This window comes from Longimicrobium sp. (assembly GCF_048594345.1).
In the GTDB taxonomy this organism is placed as follows: domain Bacteria; phylum Gemmatimonadota; class Gemmatimonadetes; order Longimicrobiales; family Longimicrobiaceae; genus Longimicrobium.
Genome location: NZ_JBMDXM010000041.1, coordinates 1 through 18,192 on the forward strand (window position 1 = coordinate 1; position 18,192 = coordinate 18,192).

At 69.9% G+C, this 18,192-nt stretch carries 13 protein-coding genes; 10 read left to right on the plus strand and 3 right to left on the minus strand.

Going from position 1 to position 18,192, the window contains the following annotated elements:
• Positions 1-209: 209 nt before the first annotated feature.
• A complete protein-coding gene (locus ACOJUJ_RS04525; protein WP_420125660.1) occupies positions 210-1,262 on the minus strand; it encodes a hypothetical protein in 1,053 nt (350 codons plus the stop codon).
• 152 nt (positions 1,263-1,414) lie between these two features.
• Here ACOJUJ_RS04525 and ACOJUJ_RS04530 point away from each other — a divergent pair, with 152 nt between their 5' ends.
• Positions 1,415-1,894, plus strand: a complete 480-nt coding sequence (locus tag ACOJUJ_RS04530; RefSeq protein ID WP_420125661.1) for a flavin reductase family protein — start codon at positions 1,415-1,417, stop codon at positions 1,892-1,894.
• Complete coding sequence (locus ACOJUJ_RS04535; protein WP_420125662.1) at positions 1,866-3,374, plus strand: fused MFS/spermidine synthase; 1,509 nt, start codon at positions 1,866-1,868, stop codon at positions 3,372-3,374. Before ACOJUJ_RS04530 ends, ACOJUJ_RS04535 begins: the two co-directional genes overlap by 29 nt.
• Here the strand turns inward: ACOJUJ_RS04535 and ACOJUJ_RS04540 are convergent.
• Positions 3,371-3,703 carry a hypothetical protein gene (locus ACOJUJ_RS04540; RefSeq protein WP_420125663.1) on the minus strand — a complete coding sequence of 111 codons (333 nt, stop codon included), beginning with the start codon at positions 3,701-3,703 and terminating at the stop codon, positions 3,371-3,373. The two genes, ACOJUJ_RS04535 and ACOJUJ_RS04540, sit on opposite strands and share 4 nt — an antisense overlap.
• Positions 3,704-4,542: 839 nt before the next feature.
• Here ACOJUJ_RS04540 and ACOJUJ_RS04545 point away from each other — a divergent pair.
• Together ACOJUJ_RS04545 and ACOJUJ_RS04550 are read left to right on the plus strand one after the other, a co-directional pair.
• Complete coding sequence (locus ACOJUJ_RS04545; protein ID WP_420125664.1) at positions 4,543-5,700, plus strand: metallophosphoesterase family protein; 1,158 nt, start codon at positions 4,543-4,545, stop codon at positions 5,698-5,700.
• A 3-nt stretch (positions 5,701-5,703) separates the two neighbouring features.
• On the plus strand, positions 5,704-8,148 hold the full coding sequence (locus ACOJUJ_RS04550; RefSeq protein WP_420125665.1) for an AAA family ATPase: 2,445 nt from the start codon (positions 5,704-5,706) through the stop codon (positions 8,146-8,148).
• Positions 8,149-8,623: 475 nt separating this feature from the next.
• Here ACOJUJ_RS04550 and ACOJUJ_RS04555 read toward each other — a convergent pair whose 3' ends face one another.
• Positions 8,624-8,881, minus strand: a complete 258-nt coding sequence (locus ACOJUJ_RS04555; protein ID WP_420125666.1) for a hypothetical protein — start codon at positions 8,879-8,881, stop codon at positions 8,624-8,626.
• A 380-nt stretch (positions 8,882-9,261) separates the two neighbouring features.
• On the opposite strand from ACOJUJ_RS04555, the gene trpE reads away from it, so the two are divergent.
• The 6 genes from trpE (at position 9,262) to ACOJUJ_RS04585 (ending at position 18,105) form a co-directional block, all read left to right on the plus strand.
• Complete coding sequence (gene trpE, locus ACOJUJ_RS04560) at positions 9,262-10,758, plus strand: anthranilate synthase component I (RefSeq protein WP_420125667.1); 1,497 nt, start codon at positions 9,262-9,264, stop codon at positions 10,756-10,758.
• A gap of 436 nt (positions 10,759-11,194) precedes the next feature.
• Positions 11,195-14,485, plus strand: coding sequence for a SusC/RagA family TonB-linked outer membrane protein (locus ACOJUJ_RS04565; RefSeq protein ID WP_420125668.1), 3,291 nt, complete (start codon positions 11,195-11,197; stop codon positions 14,483-14,485).
• Positions 14,486-14,541: 56 nt separating this feature from the next.
• Positions 14,542-16,143 (plus strand): hypothetical protein, encoded by a 1,602-nt coding sequence (locus tag ACOJUJ_RS04570; protein ID WP_420125669.1) that lies wholly within the window; start codon positions 14,542-14,544, stop codon positions 16,141-16,143.
• A 199-nt stretch (positions 16,144-16,342) separates the two neighbouring features.
• Positions 16,343-17,152, plus strand: a complete 810-nt coding sequence (locus ACOJUJ_RS04575) for a carboxypeptidase regulatory-like domain-containing protein (protein ID WP_420125670.1) — start codon at positions 16,343-16,345, stop codon at positions 17,150-17,152.
• Between the two features lie 41 nt (positions 17,153-17,193).
• On the plus strand, positions 17,194-17,589 hold the full coding sequence (locus tag ACOJUJ_RS04580; protein WP_420125671.1) for a carboxypeptidase-like regulatory domain-containing protein: 396 nt from the start codon (positions 17,194-17,196) through the stop codon (positions 17,587-17,589).
• 114 nt (positions 17,590-17,703) lie between these two features.
• Complete coding sequence (locus ACOJUJ_RS04585; RefSeq protein ID WP_420125672.1) at positions 17,704-18,105, plus strand: hypothetical protein; 402 nt, start codon at positions 17,704-17,706, stop codon at positions 18,103-18,105.
• The last annotated feature ends 87 nt before the right edge of the window (positions 18,106-18,192 follow it).

Here is an 18,192-nt window from a genome sequence, read left to right on the forward strand (position 1 = left end):
GCCTCGTTCGGACGAAACACGGTAGGTGCAGGGGCGGCGGGGAGAGGGGGAACGATGTCTAAATCACAATATATCATTGACTTAGGCAATATCCAAGAAGAATCTGCAGAAACCCAAGAGGCTTTTTAGACTGGACTCAACTCCGTTAACTCCGTTGACTCCGTGTGAGGCCAATCCGTTCCGGACTCAGCCCGAATCCCGAACCGCGATCAGCGCGTCGTCTGCCCGGTGCGCTCCGCGGCGCCGATGCTGCGCGGCGTGGGCGCGGCGGGCTCGCGGCAGCGGGCGCCTTCCCACACCTTGCGCCAGCTGCCCTTGTCGCGCGACACCGCCTGGTACCACGACTCGCGCGTGCCGAACACCTGGATCAGCATCTCGCCCTCGCCCGTGCCGTTCCAGTTAAGGTGGTCCACCAGCTTGGGCGCGCCCTTGCCCGTCTTGTCGTAGTCGCGCACCTCGGTGTAGATGGGCGTGTACCCCGCGCGCTGCTCGTAGCTGGCTACGTAGAACACGCTGTACCCCTCCGGGTCAGCCGGCCCCACGCCCAGGTTGTCGCCTACGAGGTAGGTGGCCGACATCTCCGACTGTCCCCCCATCACCAGGTTGAGCGCCTGCAGGTCGCGCTGCGCGCCGGGCCAGCTGCGGGGCCGCTGCAGCCCGTTCTGCAGCACCAGCCGCTCGGCGATCAGCGAGGCGTAGCGCTGGATGGTGCCCTCCACCTGCGGCGGTGAGAACTCGCCGCGCACCTCGGGGGCCAGGCCGCGCCGGAACGCCAGAAACTCGCGCTCCGCCGCCGCCGCCGCCACCGTGCTGGCCTGCCCCGTCGAGGTGGGCACGCCGCACGCCGTCACCGGCGCCGCCGCCTTGACGATCATCGAGCCCACCTCGGCGCCGCGGCGAAAGAGGACGAACTCGGCGTTCACGTCCATTACCGCCTGCCGGAACCGCTGCTCGTACGCCTCGGGCGCGACGCCCGCCGGCTTGCGGATGGTGCGCAGCGAATCGCCCGAGATCTCGGCTACCGGCGTGATGTTCGCCGTGCCGTCGGGGTTGCGCACCACGTGAAACAGCACGCGGCCCGTCGGCAGGCCCAGGCCGGCCACGGTGCCGGGCTCAGGGACGTTGGCCTCGCCGGCGCCCGGGGGCGGGGGCGTGACCACCTGGACGGTCGCGCCGCCCCAGTCCACGTTGTCGCACGCGGCCAGAGCGGTTACAATCAGGGGCGCCGCCACGCGGACGGCGCGGGCTGCCACGACGCGCATCTTCACGGTCTTCTGCAATCCTGGGGAGCGGGCCGGGCCACCGTCCGGCCGGCTTTTGTTTTCCGGGAACGGCCGGTCCCTTGCACACGCGGGCTGCAAGCAAGGAACCGGCCAGACGTGGCAAGCTACGACGCAGTACACCCGCTGCCAAGATGATCGACGAGAGTGAATTTCGACGGGTGATCGGCCACTTTGCCACCGGCGTGTGCGTGGTCACCTCATGCCGGGACGACGGTGAGGCGTGCGGACTGACCGTGAGCGCCGTAAGCTCGGTGTCGCTGGACCCCACGCTGGTGCTGGCGTGCGTGGACCTGAAGTCCGATACGCACGCCTGGCTCAAGGCCGCCGGCTACTTTGCCGTGAACGTGCTGGAGGAGGGGCGCGGCGAGACGCTGGCGCGCCGATTTGCCTCGGGCGGCGCCGAGGAAAAGTTCCGCGGCACCGCCTGGCGCGCCGAGCGCACCGGTGCCCCCGTGCTGGATGATGCGCTGGCCTGGATGGACTGCCGCGTGACCGCCGAGCTTCCGGGCGGCGACCACACCATTTTCATTGGCGAGGTGCTTGCCGCCGACGCCCGCGAAGGAACCCCGCTTCTTTATTATCGTGGAGGATACGGCCGATTCGAGTCCTGACGCCCGCCGGCCCGCCGGGCCGGTGCTGGCGCGCGCCGCGCTGGCCGGGCTGGCGCTGGGCGTGGTGGCGTTCGCCGCGGCAAGCCTGATCCTGTACGAGGCGCGGGGGGTGCTTCCCGCGGCGGGCGGCGTGGTGGCCACCTTTGCCGCCGCGCTGGCGGCCGGCCTCTGGGCCGGCTCGCCCGAGGCGCGCCCCGAGCAGCCGCCCACCTGGCGCTGGGTGGGCGCAGGCGTGGCCGTGGCCGTCGCCGGCGTGTTCGGCACGCTGTGGACCTTCTTTCAGCTGGAGCGCTTCGGCGGCATGTCGCGCGCGCTGGCGCTCCTCTTCCTGGTCGGCATCCCCGTCTACGCCATCGGCTTTCTGCTCCCCGCGCTGGCCGCGTGGGCGTCGCACTTTCACGCGCCCCACGACGACGAGGACGCGCCCGCCGCCGCCTTTTCGCGCGGCGCGGAGCAGACCGTGATGGCGGCGCTCGCCGGCGCGGCGGTGGGGGCGGCGCTCAGCGGCCTGTTTCTGCTTCCCGCCATCAGCCCCGGGCCGCTGCTGCTTTCCGTGGGCGCCATGCTGACCTTTCCCCTCTTCTTTCCGCGCGAGGCCGCAAAGCCCGGCGACGGCGGCGAGCGGCTGCTGCATGAGGAAGAGACGGCGTACGGCACCCTGCGCGTCACGCAGATCATCCACCCCGGCGGCCGCCGCCAGCCGGAGCTGCGCCTGTACGTGGACGAGGAGATCGAGTCCGGCGAGCTGGAGCGCAGCGGCGCGCCCACCTTTGCCTACGTGGCCGCGGCCGAGCGCTGGCTGCGCGAGGTGACACCGGAGGGTGGGGCGTACCTCTTCCTGGGGGGCGGCGCGTACACCCTCCCCCGCCGCATCGCCGAGGACGATCCCCGGGCCCGCATCACCGTCGTCGAGCTGGACCCGGCGGTGACCCGCATTGCCTACCGGTGGTTCGGGGTGCGGCGGGAGCACGGGATCGTGTCGATGCACGGCGACGGGCGCGCGGTGGCGTCGACGCTGCCGCGGGGCGCGTGGGACCGCGTGGTGGTGGACGTGTACGGCGGTGGCGAGCAGGTGCCGCACCACCTGGTCACTGCCGAGGCGATGTCGCTTGTGCGGTCTCTGCTCAAGGACGACGGCGTGGCGCTGCTGAACGTGATCGGCGTGGCGCGCGGGGAAGGGGAGTGCCGCTTCTGGTCCGTGGTGCGGACGGTGGCCGCGTCGTTCGCCGCCGTGCGGCTGTACGTGCACGTGGGGCGCGACTTTCCCGACCGGCAGAACTTTCTTCTCGCCGCGTCCGTGGACCCGGCCTACGCCTTTCCGGCGCGGGCGGGGTTGTTCGACACCTGGCCGGCGGACGAGTGGCCGGTTCTGCCGTGCGCCGGCGTGCTGCGCGACCGCGCGGACGGCGCGCAAACGGACGCCGCGCCCTCCGCAAGCGGGGAGCGCGGCGTGGCGGCCGTGCCGGCGCGGGCGGACTAGCGGGCCTTGTTGCGCTTCTGCGCCTTTTTCTGCTGGCGCTGCATCTCGCCCTGCATGAACTCCATCGCCTTGCGGCGCTGCTCCAGGTGCCGCTTCATCTGCTCGGCCTGCTTGAGCTTCTGGCCGCTGGCGCCCGTGTAGCGCTGCTTGTCCAGCAGGCGCTTCTGAAAGCGGACCATGGGACCGGCCAGGTAGCGCACCACGAACGCGCGGAACCACTTGCCCTTGGCCTTGTAGTCCTCGATCACGAACGGGATGGCCTCTGCCTGGTCGTGCAGCTGCTTGTGCTGCTCTTCGGGAGAGAGCTTTTTCTTCTTGGTCTTGGCCATGGGCGTGCTATGCCTGACGTCGGAAATCTGCGTTGGGAGCGCCGGGGCCCCGGCGGACGCGTTCGGTACACCGGCCCGCGGGGGCGGTTCTCGCCGCGGGTTCCGTGCCGGGGAATGGTACGGGGAAGCGGGGGCGTGCGAAAGTGGCTCTCCCCCGGCGGGACCCTCCCCCGGCGGCGCCTGAGAGCGCGCCACCCCCTCCCGCAAACCGCGCGGGAGGGGGGATACACGGCACGGGCTGCGGAGCGCTTCGGACGGCTCCGCGCACGCCCCCTCCGGGCCGGCACCACCGGCCCACCTCCCCCAAAAGTGCCGGGGGAGGTGGGGTGTGAGGCCGGGTCTGGAGTGCTTCGGCTGGGTTGGAGCGGGATGGTGGGCGCCCCCCTCCCCGGCCCTCCCCCGCAAACTGCGCGGGGGAGGGAGGTGCGATGCACCTTGTCGAAGCGGGATCGACGTTTATACCCTCTCCCGCTTGCGGGAGAGGGTGCGAGCCTAAGCGAGCGGGTGAGGGCCCCTCGCGGGCGCAGTGGGATGCCAGCCGAAGCGGGACCGAAGTTCCCCTCTCCCCCCTGCAGTTCGGGGGGGAGAGGTCGGGAGAGGGGGGCGCCGGCGGACGCAGTTCGATGCAAGTCGTCAAGGTCCGGTCTATCGGCCACGTTCTCCCCTCTCCGTGAGGAACGAACGGGGCGGGGCCGGGGGAGGGGCACCCCCGTCCGGCGCAGTTCGAGGTCCGTCGTCGAGTCCGGAATCCATCGGCCGCACCCTTCCCGGCTCGCGCCGGCACACGTCGTCCTTAGATTCACCCCGATTCAACTGACTACGTCCACAGCGCCCGACCCTTGAAGATCGCACACCTCGCCGACCTGCACCTGGGCTATCGCGCCTACCATCGCGTCAACTCGCGCGGCGGCAACGTGCGCGAGTCCGACGTGGCCGACGCCTTTCGCCAGGCCGTCAACCGTCTGGTAGAGCTGCGCCCGGACCTGGTGCTGGTGGCGGGCGACGTGTTCCACACCGTCCGCCCCAGCAACAGCTCCATCGCCGACGCCTTTCGCCAGTTCAGCCTGCTGGCCGACCGGCTGCCCGACGTGCCGATCGTGATGATCGCCGGCAACCACGACTCGCCGCGCAGCGCCGACACCGGCAACATCCTCAACCTGTTCCGCGAGATCGACGGCGTTCGCGTGGTGTGCGACGAATGCCGCAGCATCCGCCTGCCCGAGATCGACACCTCCATCCTCTGCCTGCCGCACGTCTCGCTGTCCACCGGCGAAGAGGTGCCGATGGAGCCGGACAGCGGATCGAAGCACAACGTGCTGATGCTGCACGGCACCATCGAGGGCGAAAGCGCCGACCAGAAGCTCCGTTACATCAGCGAGTACGGCGGCGCCATCATCCCCGAAGGCAAGATCGACCCGGCGCAGTGGGATTACGTGGCGCTCGGGCACTATCACCTGTGCCAGGACCTGGCGCCCAACATGTGGTACTCGGGCGGGCTGGAGCGCACCTCGGCCAACATCTGGTTCGAGCGCGATCCCAAAGGTTTCCTGGTGTACGGGACGAAGACGGGGCGCGCGGAGTTCGAGCCGGTGAACACGCGGGCGATGATCGATCTCCCCAGGATCGAGGCGGGCGGCCTGGGTGCGGAGGAGCTGGACGAGAGCATCCGCACCTACGTGGAGAGCATCCCCGACGGGCTGCAGGGCAAGATCGTGCGGCTGGTGATCTACGACGTTCCCCGCGCCGTGGTCCGCGAGCTGAACCACAAGCGCATCCGCGAGTGGAAGGCCGAGGCCGTGCACTTTCACCTGGACGCGCGTCCGCCCGAGGCGCGGCGCCGGCTGGGGAACAACGCCCCCGTGCGCAGGCAGACGCTGCAGGAGCAGGTCGCCAGCTACCTGCGCAAGGACTGGAAGCTGCGCGATCCCAAGCTGCAGCAGGAGCAGCTGGTGGAGATGGGCGTGGCCTACGTGGACCGCACCGCCGAGGAAGGCTGAGCCATGCGCCTCCACTCCCTGCGGATGCGCAACTTCCGCCAGCACCAGAACACCGAGATCACCTTTCGCGAAGGGCTGACGGGGATCATCGGCCCCAACGGCGCCGGGAAGTCGACGATCCTGGAAGCGCTGGCGTGGGCCCTGTACGGCGCCTCCGCCGCGCGAGGGACCAACGACACCATCCGTTTTTCCCGCGCGGGCGCACGCGCGCGCGTGGAGGTGGAGCTGGTGTTCGCCCTGGGCGGCAACGAGTACCGCGTGCTGCGGACGCTCTACGGGGCGGAAGTATGGCTGGACGGCGGCGCGCAGCCAGTGGCCTCTGGCGTGGGTGGTGCCACGGGGTACCTGCAGTCGCGCATCGGCATGTCGCGCGAGGAGTTCTTCAACACCTACTTCACCGGACAGAAGGAGCTGCAGTTCCTGGCGGCCATGGGGCCGGCCGACCGCGGCCGCTTCCTCAGCCAGGTGCTGGGCTACGAGCGTCTGCGCCGCGCGCAGGAGCTGGTGCGCGTGCGGCGCAGCGACCTGCGCAGCGAGATCCGCGGCCTTCGGGCCACGCTGGGCGACAAGGACGAGCTTGCCGCCGCCTTTGCCGCCGCCACCACCCGCGTCGCCGAGGCCATCCAGCGCTTCACCGACGCCCAGCGCGCCACCGAAGAGGCGCTGAGTGAGGAAAAGGCGTTCGCGCCGCGGTGGGAGACGGGGCAAAAGGCCCGCGACCGCTTCCGCGAGCTCACGCACGCCATCGAGGGCGCCGAGCGCGAGCGCGAGGGCGCGCGCCGCGACCTGGAGCGCGCCGCCGCCGAGCTGCAGGCCGTCGCCGCCGCCGAAAAGGAGCTCAAGCCGCTCCGCAAGCAACTGGTGGACCTTCCCGGCGCCACGGAAGAGTCCGAGCGGATGAGCCAGCTGGCGCGGCAGGAGGAGCGCCGCAAGGCGCTCACCCGCCAGCTGGCGGAGCTGGACGCCGAGGTGCAGCGCGTCTCCGAGCGGCGCGGAAAGCTGGAGAGCGCGCCGGAGCTGGAAAAGAAGTTCGCCGCCGAGCTGGAGCAGCTGCGCGCCCAGCGGGCGGAGGTCGCCGCCACCCTGGACGAAAAGAAGTCCGCCTGGCTGGCCGACAAGCAGGACGCCTTCACGCAGCTGGCCACCTACCGCGACCGCGCCGCCGAGCTCAAGACGCAGATCGCCGGCATCCGCGAGCTGGGGGAAGAGGGGATCTGCCCCACCTGCGGCCGCCCCGTGGGCAAGGACTACGAGCGCCTGCTGGAGGAGCTGGAGGACCAGTGGGCGCTGCTGGTGCAGGATGGAAAGTGGCGGGCCAAGCGGTACGAGCAGCTGGAGACCAAGCCGGAGGAGATCGCCGACCTGGAAACCCTCCTCCCCCAGCTGGTGGACGCCGTGGAGGACCGCTCCCGCAAGCTCACCCGCTGCCAGAGTGCGCTGCAGGAGCTGGAGCAGCTCACGGCCGACCTGGCCGCCCGCGAAACGCGCCGGGCCGAGCTGCGCGAAGAGGTCGGCGCCCTCCCCGGCGGCTACGACGCCAAGGCGCACCGCGCCGCCGACGAAAAGCTCCGCACCCTGCGCGAGGTGGAAAAGCGCGCTGCGCGGCTGGACGAAACCGCCGGCCGCGCCGCGCACTGGCAGGAGGAGCAGCAGCAAGCAAAGGCCCGCGAGGCCGGCGCCCGCGAACGGTCGGAGACGGCGGAGAAGGAGCGCACCGCGCTGAAGTTCTCCGAAGAAGCCTTCGCCGCCCTGCGCGCCGAGCACGAGCGCCTGGGCGAAGCGCGCCGCGCCGCCGAGCTGCGCGCCGCCGAGGCCCGCGGCGACGTGAACACCGCCGAGCAGGTGGTGCAGAGCGCCCGCGCCGCCGTCGCGCTGTACGAGGAGCGCGAAAAGGCCGTCGCCGAGCAGGAGGCCGAGCTGCGCTACCACGAGGAGCTGGACCTGGCCTACACCGAGCTGCGGCAGGAGCTGAACGACCAGGTGCGCCCCGAGCTGTCGGAGATCGCCTCCGCCTTTCTCGCGCAGCTGACGGATGGCCGCTACTCGTCGATGGAGATCGACGAGTCGTACAACCTGATGGTCCTGGACGAGGGCGAGGAAAAGCCGGTGATCTCCGGCGGCGAGGAAGACATCGCCAACCTCGTCCTGCGCCTGTCGCTTTCGCAGATGATCGCCGAGCGCGCCGGCCACCCGCTCTCGCTGCTCATCCTGGACGAGGTGTTCGGCTCGCTGGACGTGGCGCGCCGCGACAACGTCGTGCAGCTGCTGCACCACCTGGAAGACCGCTTCGAGCAGGTGATCCTCATCACCCACATCGACGGGATCCGCGAGAGCCTGGACCAGGTGCTGCGGGTGGATTACGACGAGCGCGCCGGCTGCTCCACCGTCCGCGAGGAAAGCAGCCTCAGCGGCGACGACTACCCCGAAGCCCCGATGGCCGCGGACTGACGGAGGGAAGTGCGAGAGTGCGAGAGTGACGGCGGAACCACACTCACGCTTCCGCACCGCGTCCTGAGACGCTTGCCTCCCGCACCGGCGTCGGTCTCGTGCCCCAGGCGTTGCCGAAACGAAAAACCCCTCCCCCGAAGTTGGGGGAGGGGTCGACGGCCGGTGCGAGGAACGAGCAACCGGTCCGTCGGGGGAGCGGGGCCGTCGGAGCGGGCGGCGCTTCGACGTGCATCGAACGGGCGCCCGCCGGTGTGCCCCCTCCCCCGGCCCCTCCCCGCTCGTTCCTCGCGGAGAGGGGAGAAGTCGATCCCGCATCGACTTTCTCCGAAGCACACCGCAGGTTCGGTCCACCCCACCCCTCCCCCGAAGTTGGGAAAGGGGTCGACGGCCGTTGCGAGGAACGAGCAAAAGGTCCGTCGGGGGAGAGGGCCCGTCCGACGCAGTTCGTCGCCCGCTATTCCCTATTCCCTATTCCCTACCAGTCCAGCCAGTAGCTCATCTTGATCAGCAGCACGTTGGTCCCCGGCGCGCGGAACAGCTCCGACGTGTTGTTGCCCAGCTGAAACTGGCCGTCCGTCGTGGACTGGGAGCGCCCCTGGCTCCACACCACGATCAGCGTGCTCCCCGGCCGGTCTACGCTCTGGGTCGGGCTGCGCGCGCTGTAGGCAACGATACGACTGTTGCCAACGGCGCCGAGCCCCCGGCGCGCACCGTCCTCGACGCGTCTGGGCAAGCTCGTGCATGCGCGCCGTGTTCTCGGCCCTCCGGGCGCGCATCCCTCACGCGAGGGCTGACGGCAACAGCGATCACTCCCCCGCGGTGGCGCGGCGAGGTGGTCCACGAGAGGCCCCCTCCGAATCGCGATCGACGTCTCCCCTCTCCCGCGCCGTTTGCGGGAGAGGGGCAGGCGAGGAACGAACCGGGGTGAGGGCCCCGCCGGCCGCAGCTCGATCCCAGCCGAAGCTCCCGCCTCCCCCCGACGGCGTCTCCTCTTCCTTCACCCGTTCACCCGTTCACCCCTTCACCCGTTCACCCCCACACTCCGCCGTTTGACATCCGCCCGCCACGCGGTAGATTGCGACTCCGTCCCGCGCAGATCCCGACCCTTCCCGGATGTCCGTCACACCCTCGCTCCAGGAATTTCAGGACCTGGCCCGCGACGCCACGCTCGTTCCCGTGGTGCGCGAGTTCGCGTTCGACACCGACACGGCCGTCTCCGCCTACCACAAGCTGGCGCGGGCGCCCTTCGGCTTTCTGCTGGAATCCGTCGTGGGCGGCGAAACGTGGGCGCGCTACACCATCCTGGGCACCGAGCCGCGGGCGGCGTGGCGGCTGTTCGGCCGGCGGATCGAAACGTGGACCCCCGGCGGCGGGTGGGTGGACCAGGGTGAGAGCGACGACCCGCTGGGCGCCTTCGACCGCATGCTCCAGGCGCACCGCCCCGCCGAAATCCCCGGGCTTCCCCGCTTCTGGGGCGGCGCCGTCGGCTTCTTCGGGTACGACGTCATCCGGCTGATCGAGCGCCTTCCCAGCGCGCCCCCGGACGACCGCGGGCTCCCGGACGCCGTGTTCATGCTTACCGGCACCGTGCTGGTCATCGACAACCTGTTCAACCGCGCCCGGGCCGTGGTCGCGGTGCAAACGGATGGGGTGTCACAACTTGAGTTGCTTGAACGTTATCAATCCGCAACACGCGAGATCGAGGGGCTGATCCAGCGTTTGCGCGACGAAAAAGGCCCGGCCCCGCTGGAGATGGCGGAGCCGGGGGGCGAGGCGGACGATCCGTTCGAGAGCACCTCGACGCGGGAGGGGTTCGAGGACGGGGTGCGGCGCATCCAGGAGTACATCCGCGCTGGTGACGCATTCCAGGTCGTCCTGTCGCAGCGGCTGCGGGTTCCGCTGGCCGCGCACCCGTTCGATCTGTACCGCGCGCTGCGTACGCTCAATCCGTCGCCGTACCTGTTCTACCTGGACCTGGACGGCGTGCGGCTGGTGGGCTCGTCGCCCGAGGTGATGGTGCGGCTGGAGGAGGGCAGGGTCACGGTGCGCCCCATCGCCGGCACCCGGCGCCGGGGCAAGGACGCGGAGGACGACCGGCGGCTGTCCGACAGCCTGCTGGCGGACCCCAAGGAGCGCGCCGAGCACCTGATGCTGCTGGACCTGGGCCGCAACGACGTGGGCCGGGTGGCCCGCTGGGGAACCGTCACGGTGCCGCAGCGCATGGTCATCGAGAAGTACTCCCACGTGCTGCACATGGTGAGCACCGTCGAGGGGCGCCTGCGCGAGGGGATGTCGGCGATGGACGTGTTCCGCGCCTCGTTCCCCGCCGGCACCGTGAGCGGCGCCCCCAAGGTGCGGGCGATGGAGATCATCGACGAGCTGGAGCCCGTGCGCCGGGGGCCGTACGCCGGCGCCGTGGGGTACTTTGCGTACGGCGGACGGACGATGGACACCGCCATCGCCATCCGCACCGTGGTCCAGGTGGACGGCACCGCCCACGTACAGGCCGGCGCGGGGATCGTGGCCGACTCCGTCCCCGCCGACGAGTACGAGGAAACGCTCAGCAAGGCCCGGGCGCTGCTGCGCGCCGTCCGCATGGTGGGCGGCTGACGCGGCAAACACGGGCGGGCAACGCCAACCGGAGGGGGAATTATGTCGGCATCCTGCATCACCGGATCGTTGCACACCCTTGACATGTTCGAACGCCCGTTCTATATACCACGGACTCACGCCCAGTCGTATCCAACCGCCCCGCGTTGCCGGGGCCTGTCCCAGCGTCGAAGCCCGGCGATCCCAACTGTGTGTTTTTCCGCGCGTTTGCGCGTTTTTCCCACGTTCTGAATCGGTTCACCCGCTGCAGCAGGAGGTGCTGGCGAAACGACATCTCTACGAAGCGTAGGGCCCGATCGGGCCACCCCGGCGTCCCTCTTGGACGGCCGGTGGAGAGCCCACCGCGGCGCAGGACGTACCCACGTTCGCGCCCGTCGTATCGGAAACAAACCCTCGGCGGTCCGCTCCGGGCCGCCGGCACACAGGAGGACGAGGAATGAGACAATTCCGTCGGCTGATCGCGGTTCTGATCGCGGCGGCCCTCGCGCCGGTCTCGCTGCTGGCCCAGGAGGCCGCAACGGTGACGGGTCGCGTGACCAACGCTCAGGGCCAGCCCGAGGCTGCGGTGCTCGTGCGCATCGAGAGCCTCAACGCCGGTGCCAGCACCGGCGCGGACGGTAGCTACCGTCTGGTCATCCCCGGCGCGCGCATCCGCGCCGGACAGTCCGTGCAGATCACGGCCACCCGCCAGGGCCTCGCGTCCGTTTCGCGCAGCGTTACGCTGTCGCCGGGCGCCAACCTGACGCAGAACTTCCAGATGTCGGCCCAGATCATCCTCCTCGAGGATGTGGTGGTCACCGGCACGGCGGGCGCGGTCGAAGTGGCCAAGCTGCCGTTCACGGTGGGCCGCGTTGACGGCGACGACCTGCCGGTGCCCGCGCCCAGCGCCGGTGGCGCCATCCAGGGCAAGGTTGCCGGTGCGCAGGTCATCTCGCCCAGCGGCCTTCCGGGCTCGGCCCCGTCGATCCTGCTGCGCGGGCCCAAGTCGATCAACTCGACCGGCCGCAGCCAGGAGCCCCTGTACATCGTCGACGGCGTGATCCTCGCCGGCGGCATGCAGGACATCGACTCCAACGACATCGAGAGCGTCGAAGTCGTCAAGGGCGCCGCGGCGGCCTCGATGTACGGCGCGCGTGCCGCCTACGGCGTGGTGCAGATCACCACCAAGAGCGGCCGCCGGATGGAGAGCAACACCACCCAGTACCGCGTGCGCACCGAGTACGGCCAGAGCACGCTGCCGGACGAGATCTCGATCGCGCAGAACCACGCGTACAAGATGAACGCGGCCGGTACGCGCTTCCTTGCCGAGGACGGCACGGAGATCGACTACACGGCCGAGGCGATCAAGCGCTCCAACCGCCTGCCTTCGTGCGGCGGCGCGGACGACACCGACTGCTACCGCACTCCCGCCCAGCTGGGCACCAACGAGTGGAACCGGTACCAGACGGGCTCGTGGCCCGGCCAGACCTTCAACCAGGTCGAGCGCTTCTTCACCAACGGCGCCTTCTCGCAGACCACCCTGTCGGCCTCCGGCAACCAGGGCAACACCAACTACCACGCCGCGTTCAGCAACCTGGATCAGGAAGGCCTGATCGAGGGCCTGGACGGCTTCTCGCGGCGCAGCTTCCGCCTGAACCTGGACCAGGGCCTGGGTGAGACCCTGACCGGCTCGTTCCGCGGCTTCTACAGCACCGCGGCGCAGGACGGCCAGAACCTGGGCGGCAGCGGCAACATCTTCTTCGCGCTTACGCGCATGCCGGCCGGCGTGGACCTGAACACGCGTGACGATGAGGGCGACCCCATCATCGCTCCCGACCTGTTCAGCGAGAACGAGAACCCGCTGTACGACGTCAACGCGGCCGAGCGCAGCGATGACCGTGAGCGCTTCCTGGGCGGCGTGACGCTGCGCTGGTCGCCGCTCTCGTGGTTCGAGATCGAGGGCAACGGCTCGTACGACCGCAGCACCGTCAACCAGTACCGCTACTGGTTCCCGGGCTTCAAGACGGTCCGTGACGACGCCAACCTGAACAACGGCCAGTACCGCCGCGACAACTGGACCGACGAGGCGTTCAACGCCAGCACCACGGCCACCCTGCGCCGCGGGTTCGGTGACCTGAACACCACCACCCAGTTCCGCTACCTGTACGAAGAGGCCGATTACGACTACCTCCGGGCCTCGGCCACGGACCTGGTCGTGAACGGCGTGCCGGACCTCGACGCCGGCTCCGAGAACCTCATCACGCAGACCGAGCAGCGCGAGATCCGGTCCGAGGGGTGGTACGCCATCACCAACCTCGACTACAAGGACCGCTACATCCTGGACGGCCTGTTCCGCCGCGACGGCAGCTCGCTTTTCGGTGAGAACGAGCGCTGGCAGAGCTACTACCGCCTGGCCGGTGCCTGGCGTGTGTCGGAGGAGTCGTGGTGGCCCTTCGCGGGGACGGCCGAGCAGTTCAAGCTGCACTACGCTCTGGGCACCTCGGGCGGCCGCCCGAACTTCTACGCGCAGTACGAGACCTTCAGCCTGGTCAACGGTGTGCTTTCCGGCGGCGTGACCCTGGGCAACCAGGACCTCAAGCCCGAGCTGGCCACCGAGCGTGAGTTCGGCCTGAGCACCCTGCTGTTCGGCCGCGTGAGCCTGGACGTGACGCGCGCGCTCAGCAGCATCGAAGACCAGATCCTCCCGGTGCCGCTGCCGGCCGCCACGGGCTTCACCTCGCAGTGGCGCAACGCGGGCACGCTGAAGAGCAACACGTGGGAGGTCTCGCTGCAGGCCGACCTGCTGCAGCGCGGCAACTTCTCCTGGAACACGCGCGTGATCTACGATCGCACGCGCCAGAAGATCACCGAGCTGAACGTTCCTCCGTTCCAGTTCGGCGACCCCAACTCGCAGGGTCTGAACAGCGTGTTCTACGCCCGCGAGGGCGAGGTGTACGGCACCTTCTACGGCACCCGCTGGGCGACCGAGTGCGGTGACCTGCCCGCCGACCTGCAGACGCAGTGCGGCGCGTTCGACACCAACTCCGACGGCTACCTGGTGTACGTGGGCGACGGCAACACGGCGCAGTCGGCCGCGGGCGTCGACAACATCCTGGGCAACGCGGACGACCTGTGGGGCACCACGGCGCCCTTCACCCTGCGCGGCACCACCGTGCGCTGGGGCGTGCCGCTTGCCAGCCAGGACGAGACCGGCAGCACCTTCCTGCCGCTGGGCAACACCCTGCCCGACTACAGCCTGAGCTTCGGCAACACGTTCACGATGGGCCCGGTCTCGCTGTACGCGCAGGTTGACGCCGTGCAGGGCGTGGAGGTGTACAACCTTCCCCGTCACTGGGCGTACTTCGAGCAGTACCACGGCGACCAGGACCAGGACGCCAACGATCCCGACCGCAAGCCGCAGGGCTACTACAGCGCGCTGTACACCGCGCTTGAGCCGCCCAACAGCCACTTCGTGGAAGACGGCAGCTTCGTCAAGCTGCGTGAGCTTTCGCTGCGCTGGAGCCTGGGCGACCGTGCCCTGGGCGGGCTTCCGGGCCTGAACGGCGGCGAGCGCGTGACGCTCAGCTTGGTGGGCCGCAACCTGTTCAGCATCGACGACTACACCGGGTACGACCCCGAGGTAGGCAGCGCGGCCAGCACGGCCGGCAGCGCCGCCATCGCGCGCTTCGACGGGTTCAACTACCCGAACATGCGCACGATCACGGCCGCCGTCGAGCTCAGCTTCTAACAACAGTTTGCCGCCAGGGCCCTTGTGGCCCTGGCGGCCACCAGGAGAAATAAGACATGCGGCTACTCAGGACCACCGGTCTGTGCGCGCTGCTCTTCGGAGCGGGCGCGTGCGCGGACCTTACGGTGCCCAATCTCAACCAGCCGGACCAGTCGCGCGTCGTCGCCGACGCGGGCGACGTGGAGACGCTGATCGCCAACTCGTACCTGTCGCTGTACGGCGCCTACACCTGGCAGACCGACCTGGTGTTCAGCACGGCGTCGTTCCAGCACACGGCCACGGCGGCCAACCTCGGCATGATCCAGCTGTCGAAGGTGCCGCGCGAGCCGATCAACAACAGCACCTCCGACGCCTACGTGGCCACCTACCAGGAGATCTGGTACGGCGGATACGCGGCGATCAAGGCGGCGGTCGACGGCCTGAACGCCACCGACCCGGCCAATCCGGAGGGCTTCCAGATCACCGACGAGACCACGGGTGCCGACAACACGCCGCGCGCCCGCGCCTGGGCGCGCTTCACCCAGGGTCTGGGCCACGGCCTGCTGGCGCTGACGTACGACCAGGCGTTCGTGTACGACCAGGGCGACGACCCGGCCGCGCTCGAACTGCAGCCGTACAACGAGGTGATGGTAGAGGCGCTGGCCATGCTTGACGATGCCGCCGCCATCGCCGCCGCCAACAACTTCGACATCCCGGCTGCCTGGTTCGGCAACGTCGGGATGGACAAGGCGACGTTCATCAAGGCCATCAAGGGCCACCAGGCGTTCCTTCGCGCCAACGTGGCTCGCAACCCCACCGAGCGTAACGCGGTGAACTGGGCGCAGGTGATCGCCGACGTGGACGCCAGCTTCCAGTGCAGCAGCCCCTCGACCTGCGAGAACCTGGCGGTCGAGGCGGATCCGAACGTCTGGATTCACGGCACGCACTACTACATCGGCTTCGCGACCGGTGCCGGTGCGTGGGCGCAGGTGAACAACTTCATCAGCGGCATGGCCGACCAGTCGGGCGGCTACCAGACGTGGGTGAACAAGGACGTGCTGGCCCGTACGCCGTTCCTGATCGTCACCCCCGACCTGCGCTTCCCGCAGGGTGCCACCGCCACCGCGCAGACGGCGGCCCCGGGCCGCTACATCCTGTACGGCGGCACGCGCGGCCACCTGCGCTCGGACCGCGGCACCTGGCGCTGGTCGCTGTACCGCGACTACCGCCTGGACAACAGCCCGGGCGACGAGGGCATGTCCATCATGCTGGGCGGCCGCGACCTGCGCCTGCTGAAGGCCGAGGGACTGTTCCGTACGGGCAACCAGGCGGGGGCCGCGGCCATCGTCAACGAGACCCGTGAGTACAACGGCCTGAACAAGACCGACGCTTCGGGGACCAACACGAGCTGCGTGCCCAAGCTGCCCAACGGGCAGTGCGGCAACCTGTTCGAGATGCTGAAGTGGGAGAAGCGGATGGAGAACTACTTCTACAACTTCGGTGGATGGTTCTTCGACTCCCGCGGCTGGGGCGACCTGTACAAGGGCACGTTCCTGCACTTCCCCGTGCCGGCGCGTGAGCTTCAGGTGCTGGGCCTGCCCGTGTACACCTTCGGCGGGCCGGGCGGCTACGCGGAAGGCACCTCGCCGGGCAGCAGCTACGCCTTCCCCAAGGAGTAAGTCGTAGCGCCGTGGCTTCGCCACGGAACTTGCGGTAGGGAAGGCCGTGCCCGCTGGGCACGGCCTTCCGTCGCATGATGGGCGGCGTTCGCGGAAGGCGGCGTCAGAATCGCTCCGTGTGGGGCGTTTCTCCGCGATGCTCCCCATGAATGACACCCCCTCCTCTGCGCCCTCCGGGCCTGATTGGAAAGGAGGCCGTATGCGCGCTCTTCCACTCCTTTGCGCCGCCCTGGCCCTTGTGGCGGCGGCCGCCCCGACCCGCGCCCAGGGCATGTTCACCGGCGTGGTGGTGGACAACGGCACCAACACGCCCGTCGAGGGTGCCAGCGTAACGCTGCTGTCCCAGCAGGGACGGCGGGTGAGGACGGTGGTCACCGGGTTCGACGGTCGCTTCTCGTTCGTCCCCAGTCCCGGCTACTACCGCTTTCGCGTGGCGCGGGTGGGGTACGTGCAGGTGAACACGGCACACGTGCGCGTGGTGCGCGACTCGGTGGACCTGGAGATTCGCCTGCGCAACGACGCGGTGATGCTGGCGCCGATCACGGTGGTGGCGCGGTCGGGGCGGGTAAGCCCGGTGCTGTCGGGCTTTTACCACCGGATGGAGAACGGCTTTGGCCGCTACATCACCCGCGACCAGATCGAACGGCGGCAGCCGGGGCAGATCACCGACATGCTGCGCATGCTGCCCGGGGTGCGGACGACCCCGCGGGCGTCGGGGGTAGGCAGCGACGTGGTGATGGGCCGCGCGGCGCCGCGGATTGGCGGGTGCCCGGTACAGATCTTTCTGGACGGGATCCGGGTAAACCGTGGCGACGCGCCCGTGGTGAACCGCGACTCGCTGGACGCGGATCTTATCGCACTCAACGAGACCATCTCGGTGGACGAGCTGGCCGACCCCTCGGAGCTGGAGGGGATCGAGGTGTACTACGGGCTGGCCGGGGTGCCCGCGGAGTTCATGGGCCCCGACGCGCGTTGCGGGACGGTGGCGGTGTGGACCCGCGAGCGGTAATATCGCGGCCGCACTTTACTCTCTTTTCAGGAAGTGGAACGATGATCCCAAGCAGGATGCGGACGGCACTCGCGCTTGCCGTCCTTGCGCCCCTGGTGGCCGCGTGCAACGATTCCACCGGGTCCGGCGAGTGCCGGGCGGTCTTCAGCGGGCGGGTGGCCACGGCCGAGGGCGCGCCGGTGCCCAACGCATCGGTGGCCCTTCGCGACACGGTGACGCCGGGCGGCGTGCCCCTGCTCACCGCTACCAGCGACGCCACGGGCAACTACGGCGCGGTGCTGAGCGGGGCGTGCCTTACCTGCGGCGCCACGGTCACGCCACCCGCCCAGTACCAGCTGCCGGCCGGCGCGCCCGCGCGGCTGCCGGCCCCGCTGCAGTGCAACGAGACGCTGGAAGTGAACTTCACGCTGGCTCGCACGTCCGACCAGGTGGACTGAGCTCCACCCCCGCGCCGGGCGACCCACGCCACCGGTTTTCAGTACGGGCCGCGCCGCGCGCGCGGGCGGCCCGGCTCCATCCCACCCCCACTCGGCTTTCAGGAGACCCCGACCATGCGCCTTCGCTTTCGCTGGACCGCCCTTCTTGCCGGACTGATGCTGGTGTCGGCCTGTGCCCCGGCCGCGAGCGGCCCCGCGCCGCGCGACCGCACGGTGATCTCCGAGGAAGAGCTGACCGCCCTTCCCGGCGGGATGAACGCGTTCGAGGCGGTGCAGCGCCTGCGCCCGTTCTGGCTGAACGTGCGCGCCAACCGCAGCTTCAACGCGACCACCGCCGAGGTGCTGGTGTACCAGGGCGACATGCGCCTGGGCAGCGCCGACAACCTCCGCAACATCCGCGTAAGCGAGGTGCGGCGGCTGGAGTACTTTGATCCCGCCCAGGCGGTCGCGCGGCTCCCCGGGATCGGCAACAGCCGCCCCGCGGGCGCCATCATCGTGCGCATGCGCGCCGGCTGAGTCGCGGCCCCGGACCCGCGGACGAGCGGGCCCCGCCCCCCCTGCGGGGGGGTGGGCGGCGGCGCGCCCCCCGGCCCGCGGCGGGGG